The organism is Bradyrhizobium sp. LTSP885 (assembly GCF_000938305.1).
In the GTDB taxonomy this organism is placed as follows: Bacteria; Pseudomonadota; Alphaproteobacteria; order Rhizobiales; family Xanthobacteraceae; genus Bradyrhizobium.
In genome coordinates this window covers 205,047-224,317 of the sequence record NZ_JYMT01000040.1, presented here as the reverse complement: position 1 = coordinate 224,317, position 19,271 = coordinate 205,047, and the positions used below count along the sequence as shown (strand labels likewise).

Below are 19,271 nucleotides of genomic sequence, written 5' to 3'. Positions count from 1 at the left end.
TGAACAAGCCCGACAGTCACACTCGTTCTGCTTCGCCGCCGCGCCGCAGCGCTTCGTTGAAAACAAACGATAATTCTGATGATGACAATACTGAGGATGAGGTGATCGCGGGCATTGGCTTCAGATTCTTCATAGCCAACGTGCCAGCCAACGTGCAGCGCGGCTCACTGATGCAGTGGATGCGAGGACGGGCACTTGGGGAGAGCCCAACACGAAAAGCGGCACCGGAGGCGGTGCCAGCCTCGGGCGGCGTTGATGGGGTCGCCCTGTTCATTCGCTCGGGTCCTCCCCCGGCGACCACCCCGAACGCGGTGCGCCAGCGCGCGGCTCTGGGCCAGCCAGACCAAAATGCACAGCCGGGGTTGGTGTCGGTCCGGGCCAACCGATGGTATTGAGCCAAACATGTCAGCCCGTAACGGCAGGCTCATTCTCGCTTATGGCGTTGTTAGCCACTATATTCGAGATGAGCAAAGGTCTCTCACCAACGCAGAACGCAATCATCGCGGTGCTTCAAAGGCGGGGTGAGCAAACATGGCCGCGATTGCTAATCGGTGACGCCATGGATGACCGTGAGGTTGCGAACAAGCTGATTGAGCTGGCCGGAGCTTTGCAACAGCATAAGCCTGTGCGCGATTGGGTGGATGCCCATCGTGATGGCACGGCGTTCGGCAGCGACGTTGCCGCTTTCATCTCGGGCTGCTCGACTGATACCGTCAGGCGACGCGCCGTCGACTCCGCAGCCGTAGGCCAACCGCTCGGTATCCTGCAAGCTGGGGTTTGGCTATTCGACCTGCGACGGCTTTTAGATTGGATAGAACGGCATCAAGGTTTGCCAGCACGCCTCGCCGCCGAAACCCGCGCCAAGAAAAATGCCGAAATGCAGGTATCGATGCAAAACGGTCCGTTATCTGGACCTGTTGCTGCCGTGACCGCAGGCTGAGGGCTATCCCTCCGCGCTCAGGCGCGTAGCGTCTGCGCATGGCATTTTTCAACCGGAAAACCCCAATGCAAAAACTAGAGGCCGAACTTTCGGCACTCACGTCGCGTGCGGCCCTTCTCGAAGGCAAGCGCGTAGCAGCTCAGAGCGCGCTTACTGCCGCGCTTGAGGCGAGGCAGACGCTGCTCTTGACCGGCGACCTCGATGACAGCAAGGCCGCGCAGGCGGCGCAGATGAGAGTCGAATCCGCAGGCAGTGCGCTTGCAGGCTTCGACGTCGCCATCACCTCGCTCGCCGGTTCGGTCGCCGAGACTGAGGGCAAACTTGAAATCGAACGCCACTCGGCCGCCCGCAAGGTCGCATCGGAACGGCTGGCGGCACAAACCGATGCCATCGAACAGCAACTCGCCCCTTGGCTCGCTCTGACGCGCGATTTCGCTGCCAGCACTGCCGAGGTTGGTCATGCCAATTTCGAGTGCGGCCAAATCGCGGCGTATTTGCGCAATGTCGCGAGCGAAGTTGAAATGGCCGCAACGGTCCAGTCCGGCAACCTGCGCGCCAGTGTTGCAGGTATTCTGGCCGGTCACGTAGCGATTCCACGCGCGCCCGAAGTGGCCGAGTCGGTCGAGGCCGAATTAACACCGCCCCTAACGTCGCTCTTCACCCTGCACGCGATCAGATGGATCGATCATCACGGCATGCAACGCCAGTGCGGCAAATGGTGTGATGTCGAATTGCCTACCGAAACTGCCGCTCGCGCGCTGCGCCTCAAACTGTGCGCATTGATGAATGATCCTCTTCGCAAAACTCATCGTGGCCAAGGCGGCGGCTATGCCCCGCAGGCCGGTTGGTTAAACGACATCGATAACGAAGTCGGTCCGAACATTGCGGAAAAATCTACACGGCAAGCAACCGATCCTGTTGTGCACAGTGCGTTCCAACCCGCAAAAGTCGGCAAGCCGTATACCGTGCAGATCGCGCGAGAGGGATAGAGCGATGACCAGAGACCTTGCGGGAATAACATCGACCCGCGTTGTCGATCTCGCGCCTTTCAGTTACGACGCGACATCCCACACGGTCGAGGCCGTGATATCAACGGGTTCGCCAGTGCAGCGGTTTTATGGCACCGAGGTACTACGAATTCACGAAAGCGCTGTCGACACAAACCGCGTCTGGTCCGGATCATGTCCAGTTTTGGATTCTCATCAGCAAGCTTCAATTGCCCATGCGCTCGGGCGCGTCACGGCCACATGGTTCAGAGGCAACGCCTTTATGGGTAAGTTGGCATTCAATCAGACCGCCGAGGGCCGCAAAGCCGAGGGCATGGTTTCTCGCGGCGAGATCGCTGGCATCTCGGCTGGCTATCGTGTGGAGGCGTGGGAGATTGCGGACGCGCAAGGGGAAGTCGTCAACCCCAATTCGATGCGATGGGACGACGACGATCTAACTTTCACCGCGACGCGTTGGGAGCTGCTTGAAGTGAGTCTCGTTACGGTGCCAGCCGACGCAGGCGCGGGTATCCGAGCACATCATGATGGGTTTGACCGGGCTCTCGTCGTTGCCGATCTTTCTGAGCGCGTGCAAGTCGTCACGTCATGCCGCATGCGAATGGCGACGCGCCAGAGGATGCATGACCGGCAACAAGGGCGTTTCGGTTGAGTGAGCAAGCCGCCGCCAAGCGGAAACCCTGCTATAAAGTTACAAGGGTCTTTGGACGATCAAGTGACGTTGGCTGGCTGCCACACAATATTGCCGTTCATGTAGTCAAGTGATGGCAGAATATCCCAACGACAATTTGGCCGCCGCCACGGACCTTGTCTGGACAAATGTGAATACGGTTCTGATGTGGTTCAATCTTTATGTGCCACCAGAAGAAGAGGTCAGCACCTGCATAGGCAATTTTTCTCTCTCGCTTCGCGATGCGGTTCTGCTTGGTATTGCCGTTTTCATCGGAGATAACGACGTTTCCAGCTACAAATTGTGAGGGTGCATCTTGCCATGAACCGGCAAATATGTGTGATCCGTTGTCCGATAGGAATGCGAGGTCGTGTACTATCTTTCCTATCAACGAAATATAAGACCCTGTCATTTTCTTGATACCGTCAATTGAGCCGCCAACAAACGCAAGCTGTCTGAAAGCCTCAGATGAGAGTGCCTCCATTTGAGAAGGGTCGCGAGTTGTTGCGACAATTAACCAGCGAAAAAAATGTTCGACTTGCCGGGGAGAATTGACCATCCAGATCGGCACGGTCTCCCCTTGGTAATTAACAGAATGAAGTCCTGTGCTTACGTTTGAAATGCAAGGAGTGATGTGAGATTGATCATGTAGGTATCGGGCGGCAGCCCACGCAATCGTCTCGGCTTGCTCAAGTCCAGATGACTCGATTTCGATGCTAGAGTCCTCGCCACTAGCAAAAACATCCTCGAGTTTCGCGGCTCGTGAAAATATAACTGCAATTCGAACCCTGAGTTCGGCGGATATTTCGATAGGCGAGTCCGGCGCGTAAAGGTCGTAGAATGTTTTGGTAGAAGCAATCGGCTTCAAGAAGATGGATTCAGTATAGGCCAACGAGTGTCCACGCTCAGATAGGTCATCGACAAGATCGAGTATGACCTCCAATGCCTCGATCCAGGCTCCCGCGGCTCGTGTTCCGATTTCCCACCCGCGCTCGTCCAGCGCAAATATCAAGAGGCACCTTTTCTGCGTATCCGCGTGAGAGCTGCAACATCAATCTGAAACTGATCAAAAAACCCTGGCGGCCAATGCGATACTCCTCCCGTTGGCGTGAACGTAAGCGTATGACCATCCGTCGAAAAATCAAAAAAATGGATTATCGCATCAGTGAAGTCCAGCAAGCCAAGCTCGCCTATGGCTCGTCTTATGCCATTTAAGACGTGGTCAGAGTGTGTCTCAAGAATTACCTGCACACCACTCGCAGCGATCTTTGTTAGAAAGATACCTACTTGCGTTTGGCCGGACGGCGCAAGATGAGCTTCCGGATTTTCGATTACAAGAATGCCGCCGGGCTCCGCGGTTAGAGCAGCGACCACGATTGGGAGAGCGTAGGTTACTCCAAATCCCATATTTGTCGGACGGAGCCAATCGACTTCTGTGCGATACTTGAGGGTGACGATTGGGGTTCCGGGATAAGTTTCGGTGTCAATCTGAATGGGTCGGGTAAGAGCGGATAACCACGCTTCGGTCTCGGCCTTCAAAAGAGTTATTGCATCGCGCTGTACAAATTGTCGCTCCGCTATAACTTGCTGTGCACCAAGGGCCTCTATCAGTTGAGCTGCGTTTTCTCCAATTGGTCCGATGTTAAGTTGCTCGTGCGGAATGGCCGTTAGATGTGATGTTAAACGAGGACCAATGCGTTCGGCTCCAAGATATTGAAACATGCGCCCAGCCATCGCGAAATTCTGAGAGGGCGTGCCAAATTTGGCTGATTGAACATAGAACTCCTTTGCCGACTTCTCGGGCTGTGAAAACCGCGCTCCAAAATGATTGTCCACCTCACGGAGTTCGATTGAGAACTTTTCGCTCGAAGCGCTATTCAAGACATCGTCAAAGGTGCCCAGTTGAAGGCCAAACGGGCCGTTCAGAGAAATTGTGTCGTCTTTCGTAAGAAGCGCCTCTCGGGCCAATAGTATTGCCTGAATTACGGAAGTCTTACCGGACCCATTTAACCCGGTAAGAACCGCAAGGCGTTTCAGATCAAAAGTTTGGTGTTTGAAGCGCTTAAAACCCTCGATCTTGACGGAATCGATCATGTAACGACTTTCCTTAGGAGGTCGCGAGGAATTTCAAGTCGAAGCTGAACACGTTTAGGGTCACCAGTGGCTGATCTGACTGCGCTGTCGTATATCGGATCGTTGAATAGTTCTCGAAAGCTCTCCAAGATTTCCTTCTTGAACGGCAACAGCCGCTCCAAGGGATATCGCGACAGGGCCAGTGCCTGCGACTCAAAGACTGCTCTATTAATTGGACCCCGCCGCCGTTCCGGTCCTGGAAGCCATCGTCTAAATGCCGCGTCGCCAAGAATTTTTTCGCAGTTGATCATTGATCGGTCAAAAAGTGTGGCAAGCCGACGCAAGTTGATGTCAGAAGCGGGGCTGTCGATCCGCCTGGTGAATTCGAGGAGAAAGGAGTCGAGGCTTGTAGCCTCAGAGTACTCGTCGATTGAGACGGTTCGGAACGCGCAAAATCGCAACGCCAACTCTCGATCAGACATGCGGTGATTTCGGCGCTCTGTCTTTGTCTTATTCCAAAAAGCATACTGGGTTGCTTCATTAAAATTGTGGCCCTCAACTAATTCTCTCAAGAAATCTCGAGACCGCGATTTGCTCATGCAATGACGAATTTCTTGGGCCTTGAGCGGACTGCCACCGGTGTTCACCCGGTTGAAGATGTCATACTTGACCTCATCGGGCGTTTGCGGCTCAATCACATGGGCGACAATCTGGGTACTTTGAAAACGACGGCGCGTCGCGCTATCAAGATTTGAAAAAGTATCTCCTGCAAAATCGTGTAGGTATTCGAGGTCATCCTCGCTGAGTCTCAACTCGTCAGACATAAAGCGCTTTACGGTGGTCAACCGTTGGACGCCATCAACTACCTGCATCCCACCCGATGAATCCAAATTGAAATAGAACGCTGGAAGCGGAATGCCCAAAAGTATGGATTCGATAAGACGGATTTGCTGTTTGGCGTGCCAAACGAAGCTCCGTTGAAAGTCTGGGGCGAGGTCAAGTTCACCCTCTTCGAGTTGTGAGAAAACCTCTCTGAGAGTATAATTTTTGGTTGTTATTCGAATTTGTTTAGGGTCCCATGGCTTGATCGGCCGTGGTGCAATGCCTGAAACATCTTCTTCTTCGTCAACTGCGGGTTGGTCTGTCAATTTAGGATCTTCACGATTTGATGCCAAGTGCGGGTGAGTTTGGCTACCGGACTGGAAACTTTAAGCTACCGACGTGATCATTGCTAGTCGGGCGTTAGGGGGGCCCAAGCTCGCTTCAATCGGGCTACCCGAAAAGGCCGAATCGATCCGGTAATATACCCTGGGATCACAAATCCTCCCGGATTCCCTTGAAGACAGGATGCCTTACCTCGCCCCAGGGCGCACTTGGTCCGGTACTCGACTTCCGCCAATAGCGACGGCTTAACCCAAACGCTCCGGTGCGCGATCCTCTCACGGTTTGGCTGGGTTTTGTGGATCAACGGCGCAAGCCGGGCCTGCAAATCCTTGGCTGATGTCTCGTCAAAGCCGTGGTCGATCTTGCCCCATAGAGCGCGAGTCCTTGCCTTTGAGCCGGATGCCTTGCGAATGCGATAGGGCTGAGAGCCCGATGTCAGTCAGCTAATTGGCGGGCCAGTCAAGCACTAGGCAAACTGTCAATTGACCGAATCTGTTCCGGTAGGAAGGTGAGCATCGGCGATAACATTCAATTCCCGATGTATCTCAACTATCAAGCCAATGATGTAGTCCCGCAAGAGTTCAATTTGATGTTTCTTCAACTCAAAATAGGTCACGCCCACACTCTCGAATCGACGCTGACCGATTCGCCCCGGTGTGATGTCGAAGTGTCGCAAGTCTGAGTGGGCGAACAGTTGGTTGCGCATGTTCTTCAAGGACTGGTGTAAAGCGCGCTGCTTGTCTGTGGGCTCGGCGAGGTCCAAAAGTGTCCGCTCCCAATCGGTGGGATCGATAAACGCGCCCACGTAAGTGACGACGAGGGCCGTGGTGAATACTTCCGCCTGCAAAAACGCGCCCTTCGTTCGTGTATGACCGTCGTGCATCCTCTTTTTTATCATGTGATCGCAGTAGCCTTGGGCCTTTTCCAAACTATTTTTGCTCGCCCATAGCCTGAGATATCGTTTCCTTTGTGGGGAAGGCAGCAATATCTCGATGTATCTGGGAAGTGTCATGGAGCTTCTCACCAAAGAGTCGGAACGCCAAATGCTAGGCCGCTTTCACCCTGTCTTCCTTGTCAGCACCGCGGGCGACAATCATCAAGTTGTTATCCGGCAACGGTCGTTGCAACGCCCTTGCTTCGTCCCAGGGCGCGCGCATCCAAATATCGCGTTCCTCATCGGTGGTCAGGACAACCGGCATCGCCTTTGGATGGATCGGCTCGACGACCGCGTTCGGTGCCGTCGTCAGGAAGCCATAGACGAGGTGCGGCCCTGGTATCGGCTTCGACTTGGTACCCCGGTCACCGTTGAACGTCGTCCAGATGCCAGCGAAGGCGAATAGCGGGCGGTCCTCGTTGAACGCAAACCAGACGACGTCCTTCTTGCCGGTCACGCGGTTCGGTTCAGGCGCGTATTCCGCGAAGCTATTGGCCGGGACGAGACACCGGTTCTCAGGTTTGAGCCAGCCTCGCCAGTGCGGCGAAGCGGTGTTGCGAATGTTGGTGACCGGCGGCCCGCCCGTGCGCGGCGGTGGCGGCATTCCCCAACGCATCAAGGAAAGCTCGCTGCCGTGGTCTGTGTTGCGGATGACCGGTGCAGGATAGTCGGGGAATACGCCCGGCATCAGCGCAAGGTTGCCGACGTAGCGATTGACGACGCGGAACAGCGCAGCAATGGCGGCTTGGTTGGTGGTGATACTGTAGAGGTTACACATTTGGACTTCAAATTCACCGAGGGAATATCACGGGCAAACATTCCGACATCAGATGCTCAACGACCTGATCTGGAATGACGGATAGGTCAGGGACCGGGCGAATTGGAGGCTGCGGATATCTCGCAAAATGCGGTTCGTGAAGCGAGTTAAGCACGGCGACATCCTCCGATAGACTGACGTTGTGAGGCAAGCCGAAGTCCACAGCGATCTGATACCAACTTTCCAAGTCGTGGTTTGCTGGCGGCTTTGCCGGAGCTGAGTGCGATCCTGACTCCACCGCGTGGATGACATAGGCTTTCAACGCAAGCTCGATTGCATGCGTGAGCAGAGAAATTCGTGGCCAATTCGTTTCGCCGTTCACATAGCTGGCCAGTGACATTGCAGCATCGCGAAAATGCATGCCCCGGCGCAGATACTGTTGCGCTTGCGATCCACTTGCCCCAGTCGAAAATATCGGCGGTCTCATGACTGCTCGGTATGCAGGCGGGTATTTGCCAATTTCATCACTTAGTTTTTATCCTCAGGCTTGGTCGACTTTTCCCAGCGCAGCTTCGTGCCAGCAAATTCATGAGGTATTTCGACGAAGTCAAAACCTGCAAAACGCTCAACCATTGAACTTTTGTTATCGGGCCGGACGTCCGTGACAATCGGCGCACCGCTTTCCTTTAGCTTCGAGACAAGAGCTGTAGAGATGTGTTGATCTCGCGCCGTTTTGGAAACGCCAAGATAGGTTAGCAAGATCGTGTTGTCATACTTTGAAGCAAGCGCGTGTCCGACAATTTGGTCGTTGGCATCGACTGCAACCCACGACTGGCCCGTTGCTATCAAACCCTCTATCGTCCCCAAGGTGTCGGGATAAACTCTTGTTGGGACCTCAGGCGCGGCCTCCGCGAAAACTAAAAGAATGCCGACCTCATCGTTGGGAACAGCCACTCGATAGGCCAAATTTCCAGTCGCCATTGTGTCGCCGGGACCGAATTGAGTGAAGCCGTCGAGTTGTTCAACTATGACTAAGTGTAATATCCCACCGATTGCCGTGCGTTCACCTTCAATAATTAGGTGAGCGATCACGCCACCTCCTGTTAGAGAATCCTGACGATGGTAGACGATCTCGCCGCCCCGGCCTTTGATAGTTGCCTTGGCTGTCTCGAGACTTTCCAGCGTGATTTTAGCCGCGTGCAACATTACTCGCATTGGTTATCGTTCCCCCGGCCACCACGTCGATGGTGGATCGATGGCAGAAATCTTGGTCAGCCGTAGCGCCACCAGATGGCTGCGCTTGTACGGGTAGCGGCGAACTTCCGAGCAGTCTTTGCAGCGCATGTAGCGTTCCAGTTCGTGGATCGGTGTCGTTTTCGGCCGCCGCACAATGTTGAGCGCGACCGTCTGATGCGTGTCGCAGCCAAGGCATTTAACCTCAAGATACAGGTAACCGGCGTTGAGCGCATCGCCGAGAGCCGGGGACGGCTGTGCCGGTCCCTGAAAGCCGAGCATGCGCGCGTTCCAAGCCTCACAGGCGAGCCGGTCGGCTCGCTTGCGTGCCTCAGTCGCCCTCTCCGCTGCTGCGCGGACCGACGCACCGTAGATTGACTCCCGCGATCTTGTGCCCATGGAGGACGGTATTGCCCGCTTGACACCCTGAGAACAGAATGAGAACATTCTCGGCGTCCAGTCAACTCGGAACCTTCCATGTCGAGTGGTCCTGCGTCCAATCCACAGGCCGACGCTGACCGGCTTGAGGTGGCAGCGGACCAAGCGATTGCAGCATGCGGCGGTGAGGCTCGCGATGCCGTCAAGGCGCTGATCCTGGCAAATGAGTTTCTGGAAGCACAAGTTGCGGAACTACAAGCCGCCGTTTCGAACGGCTACGCGCGGGGCCGATTCGAACTCGCGCCCCGCGACCGCAAGGATTGGTATGATTGACTAGGTGAACCATGGCCGGAATTACATATTTCGTGGCGTTGCCGTTCGATGTTGCTGACGGTAGCGTTGTTGTTGGTGAACCCATCGAATGTCTGAGCCCGGCCGTCGCTATTGAGCGCGCGCAGGGACTTTGGAAAGTGTTGGGTCATACGGGCGCGATCGCGTTCAGCCGCACGGGTGATCCTGCCACCGGTGATTTTAGCGATGCGACTGTGTTGCGAAAGTTTGGCGACGTGCCGGATGATTTGAGTACGTTGTGATGACCGATATTGCGAGCGATCTAAAGCAGCGCTTCGGTTGGGCAGGTGTATCGATGCCTTGAGGGAGGGCGTAGCTGAAAGGCACCGAAGCCGTTAACCAATTATAAAGGTTTATGGCGGCAGTAGCCCGGGGCCGCCCCACTGCGCCAAGTGATTCGCTACACTACAACCAGGAAGCGCAATAAGCGCCCTGGGGGTTGCGTCGTGTCAAAGTCGAGTCCAGTAAACCGCCTGTATTTTGGCGATAATCTGAATGTACTCAGGGAGCGCATCGCCGACGAAAGCGTTGATCTGATCTACTTAGACCCGCCGTTTAACTCCAACGCAAATTACAATGTGCTTTTCAAAGCGCAGACGGGACAAGCGCAAGCCGAAGCATTCAGGGATACATGGGAGTGGGGCGAGTCCGCACGTGACGCGTACGACGACGTGATGCGCGCTAACGGAGACGTGGCGCTTATCGTTTCTGGCCTCAGAAAATCGCTAGGCGACAGCGCCATGATGGCATACCTCGCCATGATGGCTGCCCGATTCATCGAGCTTCGCCGGGTTCTAAAGCCGACCGGTTCTCTCTATCTGCACTGTGATCCCACGGCCAGCCATTATCTCAAAGTGATCGTTGATGCCGCATTTGGCCCAACAAACTACCGCAGCGAAATTAGCTGGCGTCGCCAGTCAGCGCATAACGATGCAAAGCAGGGTCGACGCCAGTATGGCAACGTCCGCGATGTTATTTTCTTTTATTCCCGTGGTGACGAATGGACATGGAATCCGCAGTACACGCCATATGATCCTGAATACGTCGAGGCATTTTATAAACACGTTGAGTCGGAGACAGGTCGCCGCTACCGATTGAGTGATCTGACCGGGCCTGGCGGAGCCGCAAAAGGAAACCCCCGATATAAAGTTTTCGGTGTTGAGCGGTATTGGCGGTTCTCGAAAGAAAGAATGAATGCATTGATTGCAGAAGGTCGAGTAGTCCAGTTGAACCCTGGAAACGTTCCTGCTCAGAAACGATACCTTGATGAAATGCCAGGAGTTGCACTTCAAAATGATTGGGGTGACATAAGAGCAGCAGCCGGGCGTGAACGATTAGGCTACCCGACGCAAAAACCCCTCGCGTTGCTTGAGAGGATAATCAAGGCATCGTCCGATGAAGGGCAAGTCGTGCTTGATCCATTCTGCGGCTGTGGGACCACAGTAGAGGCTGCCCAGAAGCTAAAGCGGCAATGGATTGGGATTGACGTTACACACTATGCGGTGACCTTAATCGAGAACCGCCTCAAGGGCTTGCGCGTGGCCGCGAATTCTTACCAGGTGGTCGGCAGGCCGGCCGATTTCGCTGGCGCATGCGAACTCGCAAGGCGAGACAAACACCAATTCCAATGGTGGGCGGCTTGGTATCTAGGTTCACATACTTATCGTGAAGAGAAGCGCGGCGCTGATCGTGGCATTGATGGCAACATCTTTTATCCTAACGGCCCCTATGGGACAGGTCGCATTATCACGTCCGTCAAGGGAGGCGAGAACGTTGGCGTTGCTATGGTGCGCGATCTTCGTGGAGTGATCGAGCGTGAAGAAGCTCAAATGGGCATTCTCGTTACGCTGACAGAACCAACTGGACCGATGTTGGCTGAGTGTGCATCGGCCGGCTTTGTTACCAAATCGGCGCACGGCAGAATGCCTCGTCTACAAATCTTGACGATTGCAGACATGCTCGATGGTCGACTGCCCAAGCTGCCACCCATCCCAGAGCGCGCAGAGACGAAAGCCAAACCCCGTCGCAAGAAGGACGGCGATCAGATTGAATTGCTCCTTCCTTTCGAGGGGGCTGCGATCAAGCCTGCAAAGGGTGATTTTGTTGACCCAAGATTCGATTCCCGTTTGTTTCAATCCGCCGAATAATCAAACGTAAAGACGCTTTTTGAATCCATCCAAGTCGCTTGGATCACCGGTCCGATGAATCATGCGATGACAATTAGCGCACAGTACCGCAAAATCCGAAGCAACGTCGTATTTGACCGGCACTCCTTCCTCTAACGTCCCGATTGGCTTTAGGTGGTGAGCCTCAATGAAGCCTTCGCCTATCGGTCCATATCGCTTGGAGAAATCAAGGGCGCAAGCCTGACAACTTGTGCCGTGAAATTTCTTAGCATTCTTTGCAGCCGTGCGGTTGCGTTCAATCTTTCGATGGAAGACATATTTGCGCGTCTCGGTAATAGAGGTGTCGGCAGGTATATTGAATTCGTCGGAAAGATCGGACTGCGGTTCCGTGTCACCTTCGATTCCACCACGAAAGGTTAGGGCGCGATATGAGCCAACAATAGTTCGCAAGTCACGCCGCAATGATACCTCATCCGGCAATGCGTCGAGCCTGTAGGTCGCACCCATTGCGTGACCTGCTACGTAGTCGATCGGCAGGCGAGCCTGCGATCCCAATTCGATAGCGAATACCGGGAGGCGATCTCGAAAGTCCGTTACCCGCTTTCGAATAAATTCTGCCCGGTCGGCGAGAACATCGCGCGCCTTAGCTCCGAACTCTTGCCGTACAGTGGTGGTGCCCTGGTTCAGCGAGAGATGGACGGTCGGCTCCTCCGCATGAAACAGATAAACGACATAATAGCCTCGCGTTGCACTCGTCGTGATCGCCGGGTCGAATATGGAAATCCATGGGACCGACGCCCAATTTCCTTGCCCGGGACTGCCTTGTACTATCAGACCCTCGCTGTCCGTACCAAGCGCATCAGATATGTTGGTCCCAGCTGCACCGCGAATGAATTGCGCCAAGGGATGACCTTCGAGCGGAGCAGATTTGCTGGCTGAATATTCGCTCAGAATCCGTTGCAAGGTCTCGCGCAGTGGCATTCTGTTCCCCTGTATGAACTCAGCCGGTCACGGACTGCGTCCGCGTACGCCCCGCCCTCAATCTACTGTAACCATCAAGCGAGTTGTCGGGAGCATCCTCCTGCGGGAGCGGTGGCTGGAAACGGCATTGCGAATTCTGATGCAGGGATCAATTTATTAACTCGCTAAATCGGCGTTCTAGATCGCGATCTATCTGGTGACGGTTTTTGTCGCGTATGAATTCTAGGAAACGAATAATGTCTTGATCAACAAGCGCGATAATGAATCCGTTATTTGCTTGGGCGGTATCTCGGCAGCGAGCAACAAATCGCTCGCGATTATCGAATGATCGACCTACGAGAAATCCAAGCCGCCCGCGCACATCTGAAAACCGGCCGGCAAGCTGATCCAATTCAGGATTCGCCATCTCCTTTTGATAATTCTTGCACTCAACCATGATCTTTAAGGCGTTTGCTCTTTGCTCGGATCGGCGCCGGAAGAAAAAACCCTGATGGGCATTGTTTGTGTACGAAATATCAATGCGTTTCCTGCCTTCGTTGATCTCGTCCTCGCGAACAGGATAGATCAAGTGAGGGTAGAATATAAATTCCAAGGCACCAATCATAAGATGGTGAAACCGGGTCGCGGACGCGTTGCCAGCGTCGATTAGAGGTAATTGATCGATCAGCGATTGAGCAAAGGCGGCTTCATTAAACTCTTGATCCAAATCCTCGTCGCGCACGCCATCTGGGCTTTTGAGCAGGCGCTTGTATCGCGTCAATACTTCTGGGTTTTGGTCCGTAAAGGCGGCGAGAAAATCTTTGGCGAGTGGATGGAGTTCTTTGAGGGATTTTTTTGTGACCCGTCTTCGACCATTCCTTAGCGTCTCAACAAGCGCGGTGTCCTGACGCAAATGTTCCGCTTGCAAAAACTCAAGCACAAATTGATTGTAATAATCGCTGTGTGAAAAAGCCAAATTCCAGCGAACGCTCGCTTTCGGAACCAGCAGTATTTTTCGGCCATCGATAACGGGAAGTGTGACGTACCTGTTAGTCCAACGTGATGCCGCACTATCCCAAAGCATCCCGGACGCGACATTATCGTGCAGCGGAATGCGGTGCAGGTCGCATTGAGCCACCGTGTAATCGATCAAGTGCCGACGTATGATGTTTGTCGTCACGTCGGAGATTTTGTCAGCACCGAAAAATGGGATGAATAGCTCGCAGTCCGCCAATTCGGACAGCAGACCCGATTGAGCCGCTCGACTGGTCGCGATTTTATCAAATAGCTGGTCAGCCTGCTGTCGTCCCACGCCACGGCCCGCTGGGCGACCCAAGGATAAGCCTAAGCAGGTTTCGTTTGGCTCGCCAAGATTGTTCAATAGAGAGCGACCACGAACATTGTCGCCGGCCCGGATTGCTGCAAGCACGGCCTCGAAGAACGAGAGGATTTCTTCGTTGCATTGGATAGACCATGCATCGTTCGACTGAGTGAATCCATAGGGATCGAGAAACAGAGGGAGATCGTCGTCGGTATTAACATCCACAAAATCCAACTGCGTCTGAGCGCGGTTCAGTCTGAAAAATTGCGAAATTTTTGGCATCTTTTGCTTGAGGTTGCCGCCATACGCGCTGATTCGCGATAAAAAGCAGGGTGGCACCTCCGATATGTATACCAATCGTCGGTTGTGGCGTTATCCCCGGCTATTCGAGGGATGGGTGCAGTTGCTCAGCCAATTCGCCCAGCCTCAATACAGGCGATAAGTCAGCCCTAGTGGGTGGCCTCTTTGTTGGATCAGCAAGCAACGTCAGCTTGCGGCCTGTAGCCGACATGCCGCTATGTCCCACTTGAGCCGGGTGTGCGAGCAAAAGCGGACGAGGCCCCTCCATCGCCCCGCCACGGCCGGATAACCCCGCGACCCACCGGCCCCCCTGATCTAACGCACTGGTGGGGGCTATGCGCTGATCAGGCTGCCATCCGCAGATCGTCCGCCACAGGCTCGCCGATGATCCGCCGCAGTTCGACAGCCCATCTCTCAAGCACTTCGCGCTTCTTCGTGACGACGATGCGTGTGGCGCGATTGTAGACCTTGCGGGTGACCGCTGGCAGCGGCTTGCCGTTCTCGTCCTTATTGGCCTGGTGGTCGAGGCAGAGCGCAATGCTCCCCTCCGACAGACCAAGCTCGCCGCACATCGTCGCCGCCGTCCGCCGCAGATCGTGCGGCGTGAACGGCGCGAGCCCGAGCAGTTCGCAGATGCCCGGCGTGCGCGCGACTCGCTTGCCGTTCTTCGTTACCTTGGTCCCGGTCAGTGCGCCAGACATCGCTAGGCGAGCCAGCGGCGCGTTGCCGAAGCGGCCCGTGAAGGCGAAGTCATAGTTTCCCATCGCCTCCCTAATGATCTCTAGCGCAAGATCAGAAAGCGGCTGGTTGATGACGCGACGCTTCTTGACCCGCCGCGCTGGGATGTCGACGGTGCCTTCCCCGGCGTTGATCTCGTCGCGGTGGATAGGCAACATCTCTCCCGAACGCAGCATTGTGATCAGCGCGAACTTGAGCGCCAGCCGTGTCCTGCGGTCCCACGGCAAATCGCTACGGTCGAGGCCGTGCCATAGCGTCCTGATCTCATCTTCGGATAGGGCGCGGTCGCGGGGATGCTCCTCGTCGAGCTTTGGCAGATTTGCGCAAGGCGATGCGGTGACGTAGTCGCGGCCCGCTTCGCACGCCCAATTAAACAGGCCGGACGCCGCACGGCGCATATGGCGGGCATTGCTAACCGACGCCTTGCCGCCGTGCTCGCCCGCCACGATGTCATTCGAGAGTGTCGCAATGTCGTGCTTGGTGACTTCGCTGGCAATCTTCTTGCCCAGTCTCGGGCTAATGAAGTTGCGCAAATGGCGTGCAACATTCTCCCAGCTTTCGATCCGGGCGCGCTTCTCGCCGTCCTTTTTGAGGACCAGCGTGTTCATCCAGTCGATCCGCTCCTCAATGACCTCATTGACCGTCTTGCCGCGCGCGGTCTTGATCGCCGTGGTCTGGCGCAACTGCTCGACCAGCGCGGTCGGGGCCATGCCTTTCAGCCCGTAGACCTTGCTACGGGCCTGCTCGACGGTGAAGGTCTCCGGGTTGTAGACGCCCAGCACGGTCGAGCGCTGCTTGCCGGTGGTGCTATCGGTGAACTTGAAATTGAAGGTCGCGACGCCAGCCGGGATGATGCTGACATAGAGGCCGGGGCATTTGCGGTCGTAGACCTTCTCCCGCTTGGTGACGCTCCTCTGGCATGCGCGGTCGGTCAGGATAGTGCTGGTGCGGCGCGGGCGCTTGGTAACGGGTTCGGCGGTGGTGGAGGCGGTGCCGCGCGCGGCTGTGGTGCTGGTCGCGGTCGGCGTCACGGCGGTGCTGGTGGCGCCGATCGACGCCACGGTGGCGGTAGTGGTCATGTGCTTTGTGTCCTGCGATGGGTGAAGGGCCCGGCCCTATATTTGGCAAAACCCGCAGAAACAGCCCGCTACAAGCCTATACAGAAAGAGCTTGTATTATAGGGTTTTCTTAGTCTCAGCGTGTCTCACTGGGTGCCAAAATATAGCCCACACGACTTCACCGTCCGCCTCGGCACGTTCGTCTCGTGTGCCGCAGCGGCCACCGCATCTCACCGCAACGTCCGTGACGATCGCGAGCGCCCCTCAATCGAGTGAGACGGCGACATTAGACGGGTGAGTTGGGGTTCGCGTCAAGTTGAAATTCGGAAAAGACGAATATTCTGATCGCGCGAGATTGACGAGGGTTTTGCTGCGTAGCCGCTCGACGGGCAGATCTGGGACGCCCGGACTCAATAACATAGCTATGTGGTTATAAATCGGCCTCGCAAGGCTGCTTCAGGACGGGCGCTGTGCTGAGCGGTGCAGCCTCTTTTACGTTCACCGAACATTCCAGTTGACTAACCCATAGCTTGCCAGTTATGTGTATATCCATAGCCAGCGGGTTATTGATCAACAATGTCTAACACCCACGATGTGCTGTTCAGGACGCTCGCTGACCCGACTCGGCGGGCGATCTTCGAGCGATTGTGCCGCGACGGCGAGCAGACGGTCGGAGCCCTGACGGCGCGGGCCGGAGTCTCGCAGCCGGCCGTCTCGAAACATCTCGGCGTCCTGAAACAGGCGGGGCTGGTGCGCGACCGCCATGAAGGGCGCCAGACCCATTACAGCGCGCAACTCGGCGCGCTGGCTCCGCTGATCGACTGGACCGGCCAGATGGCCAACTTCTGGCAGAACCGGTTCGACCATCTCGAAGACCTCCTCAAAAGGATGGACCAATGACCATGCAAGCAACTGAAACGCGCGCGGTGATTGTCGAGCGCGACATCTCCCATCCGCCGGAAAAGCTCTGGCGCGCGCTCACGCAACCGCATTTGATCGAGGAGTGGCTGATGAAGAACGATTTCAAGCCCGTCGTCGGGCACAGCTTCAATCTTCGCGGCGACTGGGGTGGCGTGCTGGACTGCAAGGTTCTCGCCATCGAGCCGAACAAGACGCTGTCCTACACCTGGAATTTCGCGCACGAGGATGCGGCGTTCAATCTGGAGAGCGTGGTGACCTTCACGCTGACGCCGACGCGCACCGGGACCCACCTGCGCGTCGAGCAGACCGGCTTCCAGCCGAACCAGAAGCAGGCCTATGGCGGCGCCCACGCCGGATGGAAGCAGTTCTTTGAAAAACTCGAGCAGGTCGTGGCGAGGCCGGACTGAGGTTTCTGCTTCACGGGGCGGTGCAGGGAGAATTGCGCAGCTCTATCCCCGTCGTTGCGAGCAAAGCGAAGCAATCCACTGCACCGCATACGCGGAACCATGGATTGCTTCGTCGCTACGCTCCTCGCAGCAATGACGGAGTTTCATTGTTTGCAGTATCCAACAGGAGGTCTCATTGAACTGGAATAGCTTGTTACGCCAACTCCACCGCTGGCTCTCGATCGCGTTCACGGTGGCGGTCATCGTCAACGTCATCGCCATCGTCCAACAGCAGCAAGCCGTTTGGATCGGTTTGCTGGCGCTGATCCCGTTGATCCTGCTCCTGCTCTCCGGCCTGTATCTGTTCGCGCTGCCCTATCTGAGCCCGCGGCGGATGAAGGCCTCGACGCCAGCATCGTCGATGTGATTGCATGAACAGGACTCAGGACGAGAGGCATCAATGACTCCATCGGAACGTATCGACCAGATGATCGCTGATATCACGGACTGGCGCGGCAAGACGTTCGCCAGCATGCGCAAGAGCATCCTCGGCGCCGACCCTGAGATCACAGAGGAATGGAAGTGGATGGGAAGCCCGGTGTGGGAGCGCGACGGCATCATCGCGGTCGGCAATGCCCACAAGGGCAAGGTGAAGCTGACCTTCATGTACGGCGCGAGCCTGCCGGACCCCGACAAGCTCTTCAACGCCGGGCTGGAAGGCAACGCGCGGCGCGCGATCGATTTCCTCGAGGGCGACAAGATCAACGACCGCGCGCTCAAGACCCTGATCAGGGCGGCGATCGCGTTCAACCAGGCCAAATCGAAGAAACCGGCGAAGAAGGCGTCAGCGCCGGCTCGTGCGACTGCGCGCAAGGGCAAGAAGGCATAAAGCACTCACGCATTGTCGCAGCCGTGCGATCCGCGATGCGCGGCCCGCGCAACGTCGGTCGCGTTGTCGGCCGTCACGCCTTGGTATGCACAATCACCGGACCCGCGACCGCGGTGGCCGGTCCGACCAGCAGAGGGGCGAGATTCTCGTCGATCCAGGCCAGCGCGCGGCGGTTGGCTTCTTCGGCGCCGGCATGGTTGTTGAAGACGCTGATCGCGGTGACCGTGTCGTCGCCGGCATAGACCACGTAATACGCCATGAAGCCTTCGACGTCGCTGATGATCGGAATCGCGCCTTCCTTGATCCGGCGCGCGAGTTCTTCGGCGGAGCCAGTCTTCGCCCTGGCCTGACGGATGGCGGCATACATCAGATCCTCCCGGCTTGCTGCGATCGCGATGCTGCGCTTCGCGCAGGCGCGATCGTACGCCTGCCCGGGCGGAGACGCCATCGGGGGATCGGTTCAGCCGAAGCGCTTGTTGCCGAACTGCGTTGCGGTGCGGCGGTCGGAGGGGATTTTCGGTAGCCGCGCCAGATCCGCGTGCGCCGGCGGCGGCTTTGGAGCGGGCGCGGGTGGCGGCTCCTGCTGCAGGAACAGGGTGGCCTCGAAACGAACATCGGGGGCTTGCCTGGCGGTGCCCGAACACACTGCGGTGTTGCCGTTGAACTTGCCCGTCAGCAGCGCCTCGACCTCGTCGCAACCGAACACCGTGGTCGGGCCGTCGGCGTATCTGCGCGTCGTCAACGTCGCCGTGAAGCGGTTATCCTCGACCTCGTAGGAGCCGCCGTAGGCGAACATGCAATCGCCGCCGGAAATCTTGCCGTTTTCGAGATAGACGATGCCGGTGCCTTCGCCGCGCGGTGTCCGGAACCAGGCCGCATATTGACCGTCTCTGGGCATGGCAATCATTGCAATTGGAAAACCCTGCGTTGTCCTCTAGCTACGGTGCAAGTTTGCGCACGGCTACTGCGCTTTGTTGCGACGGTTAACGAACGGAAAAAGCGATGGCGCAAGTTGTGCGAAGCGGTATCCGGTTGAAGCTGGGCCGGCCAAGTCGTGCCGGTCAAGTT

General features: G+C 56.3%; 24 protein-coding genes. 10 read left to right on the top strand and 14 right to left on the bottom strand.

Translation table 11 applies throughout. The features are described 5' to 3' along the window. The first annotated feature begins 559 nt into the window (after positions 1-559). The 3 genes from UP09_RS28340 to UP09_RS37170 all read left to right on the top strand — a co-directional run bounded on the left by UP09_RS28340 (position 560) and on the right by UP09_RS37170 (position 2,596). Positions 560-940, top strand: a complete 381-nt coding sequence (locus UP09_RS28340) for a hypothetical protein (protein WP_197082754.1) — start codon at positions 560-562, stop codon at positions 938-940. A 65-nt stretch (positions 941-1,005) separates the two neighbouring features. After that, positions 1,006-1,929: a hypothetical protein gene (locus UP09_RS28335; protein ID WP_044541622.1), complete on the top strand. Its 924-nt coding sequence runs from the start codon at positions 1,006-1,008 to the stop codon at positions 1,927-1,929. Between the two features lie 4 nt (positions 1,930-1,933). Further along, positions 1,934-2,596, top strand: coding sequence for an HK97 family phage prohead protease (locus UP09_RS37170; RefSeq protein WP_082070322.1), 663 nt, complete (start codon positions 1,934-1,936; stop codon positions 2,594-2,596). Between the two features lie 97 nt (positions 2,597-2,693). On the opposite strand, the gene UP09_RS28325 is transcribed toward UP09_RS37170, so the two are convergent. The 9 genes from UP09_RS28325 to UP09_RS28295 form a co-directional block, all read right to left on the bottom strand. Then, positions 2,694-3,506, bottom strand: a complete 813-nt coding sequence (locus tag UP09_RS28325; protein ID WP_156164815.1) for a hypothetical protein — start codon at positions 3,504-3,506, stop codon at positions 2,694-2,696. 116 nt (positions 3,507-3,622) lie between these two features. After that, entirely contained in the window at positions 3,623-4,708 is a 1,086-nt protein-coding gene (locus UP09_RS28320) for an AAA family ATPase (protein ID WP_044541619.1), read from the bottom strand. Further along, entirely contained in the window at positions 4,705-5,835 is a 1,131-nt protein-coding gene (locus UP09_RS28315; RefSeq protein ID WP_197082753.1) for a DUF262 domain-containing protein, read from the bottom strand. The genes UP09_RS28320 and UP09_RS28315 overlap by 4 nt, the downstream gene beginning before the upstream one ends. A gap of 83 nt (positions 5,836-5,918) precedes the next feature. Then, positions 5,919-6,176, bottom strand: coding sequence for a hypothetical protein (locus UP09_RS37165; RefSeq protein ID WP_502689091.1), 258 nt, complete (start codon positions 6,174-6,176; stop codon positions 5,919-5,921). A 153-nt stretch (positions 6,177-6,329) separates the two neighbouring features. Further along, entirely contained in the window at positions 6,330-6,863 is a 534-nt protein-coding gene (locus UP09_RS28310; RefSeq protein ID WP_156164814.1) for a hypothetical protein, read from the bottom strand. 34 nt (positions 6,864-6,897) lie between these two features. Then, positions 6,898-7,563 carry an SOS response-associated peptidase gene (locus tag UP09_RS28305; RefSeq protein ID WP_044541616.1) on the bottom strand — a complete coding sequence of 222 codons (666 nt, stop codon included), beginning with the start codon at positions 7,561-7,563 and terminating at the stop codon, positions 6,898-6,900. A gap of 13 nt (positions 7,564-7,576) precedes the next feature. After that, positions 7,577-7,942: a hypothetical protein gene (locus UP09_RS37800; RefSeq protein ID WP_156164813.1), complete on the bottom strand. Its 366-nt coding sequence runs from the start codon at positions 7,940-7,942 to the stop codon at positions 7,577-7,579. A gap of 128 nt (positions 7,943-8,070) precedes the next feature. Next, entirely contained in the window at positions 8,071-8,757 is a 687-nt protein-coding gene (locus UP09_RS28300) for a GNAT family N-acetyltransferase (RefSeq protein ID WP_156164812.1), read from the bottom strand. Between the two features lie 3 nt (positions 8,758-8,760). After that, positions 8,761-9,174 (bottom strand): hypothetical protein, encoded by a 414-nt coding sequence (locus UP09_RS28295; protein ID WP_044541614.1) that lies wholly within the window; start codon positions 9,172-9,174, stop codon positions 8,761-8,763. 78 nt (positions 9,175-9,252) lie between these two features. On the opposite strand from UP09_RS28295, the gene UP09_RS28290 reads away from it, so the two are divergent. From UP09_RS28290 to UP09_RS28280, 3 genes are all read left to right on the top strand, one after another. Beyond that, positions 9,253-9,486 carry a hypothetical protein gene (locus UP09_RS28290; RefSeq protein ID WP_044541613.1) on the top strand — a complete coding sequence of 78 codons (234 nt, stop codon included), beginning with the start codon at positions 9,253-9,255 and terminating at the stop codon, positions 9,484-9,486. 11 nt (positions 9,487-9,497) lie between these two features. Beyond that, a complete protein-coding gene (locus tag UP09_RS28285) occupies positions 9,498-9,746 on the top strand; it encodes a hypothetical protein (RefSeq protein ID WP_044541612.1) in 249 nt (82 codons plus the stop codon). 204 nt (positions 9,747-9,950) lie between these two features. Continuing rightward, complete coding sequence (locus UP09_RS28280) at positions 9,951-11,651, top strand: DNA methyltransferase (RefSeq protein WP_044541611.1); 1,701 nt, start codon at positions 9,951-9,953, stop codon at positions 11,649-11,651. Here UP09_RS28280 and UP09_RS36460 read toward each other — a convergent pair whose 3' ends face one another. From UP09_RS36460 to UP09_RS28260, 3 genes are all read right to left on the bottom strand, one after another. After that, entirely contained in the window at positions 11,652-12,611 is a 960-nt protein-coding gene (locus UP09_RS36460) for an MrcB family domain-containing protein (RefSeq protein ID WP_052833231.1), read from the bottom strand. Positions 12,612-12,759: 148 nt separating this feature from the next. Further along, complete coding sequence (locus UP09_RS28265; RefSeq protein WP_044541610.1) at positions 12,760-14,193, bottom strand: DUF8370 family protein; 1,434 nt, start codon at positions 14,191-14,193, stop codon at positions 12,760-12,762. A 362-nt stretch (positions 14,194-14,555) separates the two neighbouring features. Continuing rightward, on the bottom strand, positions 14,556-16,028 hold the full coding sequence (locus UP09_RS28260; RefSeq protein WP_082070321.1) for a tyrosine-type recombinase/integrase: 1,473 nt from the start codon (positions 16,026-16,028) through the stop codon (positions 14,556-14,558). 555 nt (positions 16,029-16,583) lie between these two features. Between UP09_RS28260 and UP09_RS28255 the strand changes: the two genes are divergently transcribed. From UP09_RS28255 to UP09_RS28240, 4 genes are all read left to right on the top strand, one after another. After that, a complete protein-coding gene (locus UP09_RS28255) occupies positions 16,584-16,907 on the top strand; it encodes an ArsR/SmtB family transcription factor (RefSeq protein WP_044541609.1) in 324 nt (107 codons plus the stop codon). Then, positions 16,904-17,335 (top strand): SRPBCC family protein, encoded by a 432-nt coding sequence (locus UP09_RS28250; RefSeq protein WP_044541608.1) that lies wholly within the window; start codon positions 16,904-16,906, stop codon positions 17,333-17,335. The genes UP09_RS28255 and UP09_RS28250 overlap by 4 nt, the downstream gene beginning before the upstream one ends. A 175-nt stretch (positions 17,336-17,510) precedes the next feature. Continuing rightward, entirely contained in the window at positions 17,511-17,741 is a 231-nt protein-coding gene (locus UP09_RS28245; protein ID WP_044541607.1) for a hypothetical protein, read from the top strand. A 33-nt stretch (positions 17,742-17,774) separates the two neighbouring features. Beyond that, complete coding sequence (locus tag UP09_RS28240) at positions 17,775-18,203, top strand: DUF1801 domain-containing protein (protein WP_044541606.1); 429 nt, start codon at positions 17,775-17,777, stop codon at positions 18,201-18,203. 73 nt (positions 18,204-18,276) lie between these two features. Here UP09_RS28240 and UP09_RS28235 read toward each other — a convergent pair whose 3' ends face one another. Continuing rightward, on the bottom strand, positions 18,277-18,651 hold the full coding sequence (locus tag UP09_RS28235; RefSeq protein WP_245302249.1) for an antibiotic biosynthesis monooxygenase: 375 nt from the start codon (positions 18,649-18,651) through the stop codon (positions 18,277-18,279). A 12-nt stretch (positions 18,652-18,663) separates the two neighbouring features. Further along, on the bottom strand, positions 18,664-19,101 hold the full coding sequence (locus UP09_RS28230; RefSeq protein ID WP_044541670.1) for a hypothetical protein: 438 nt from the start codon (positions 19,099-19,101) through the stop codon (positions 18,664-18,666). Between the last annotated feature and the right edge of the window lie 170 nt (positions 19,102-19,271).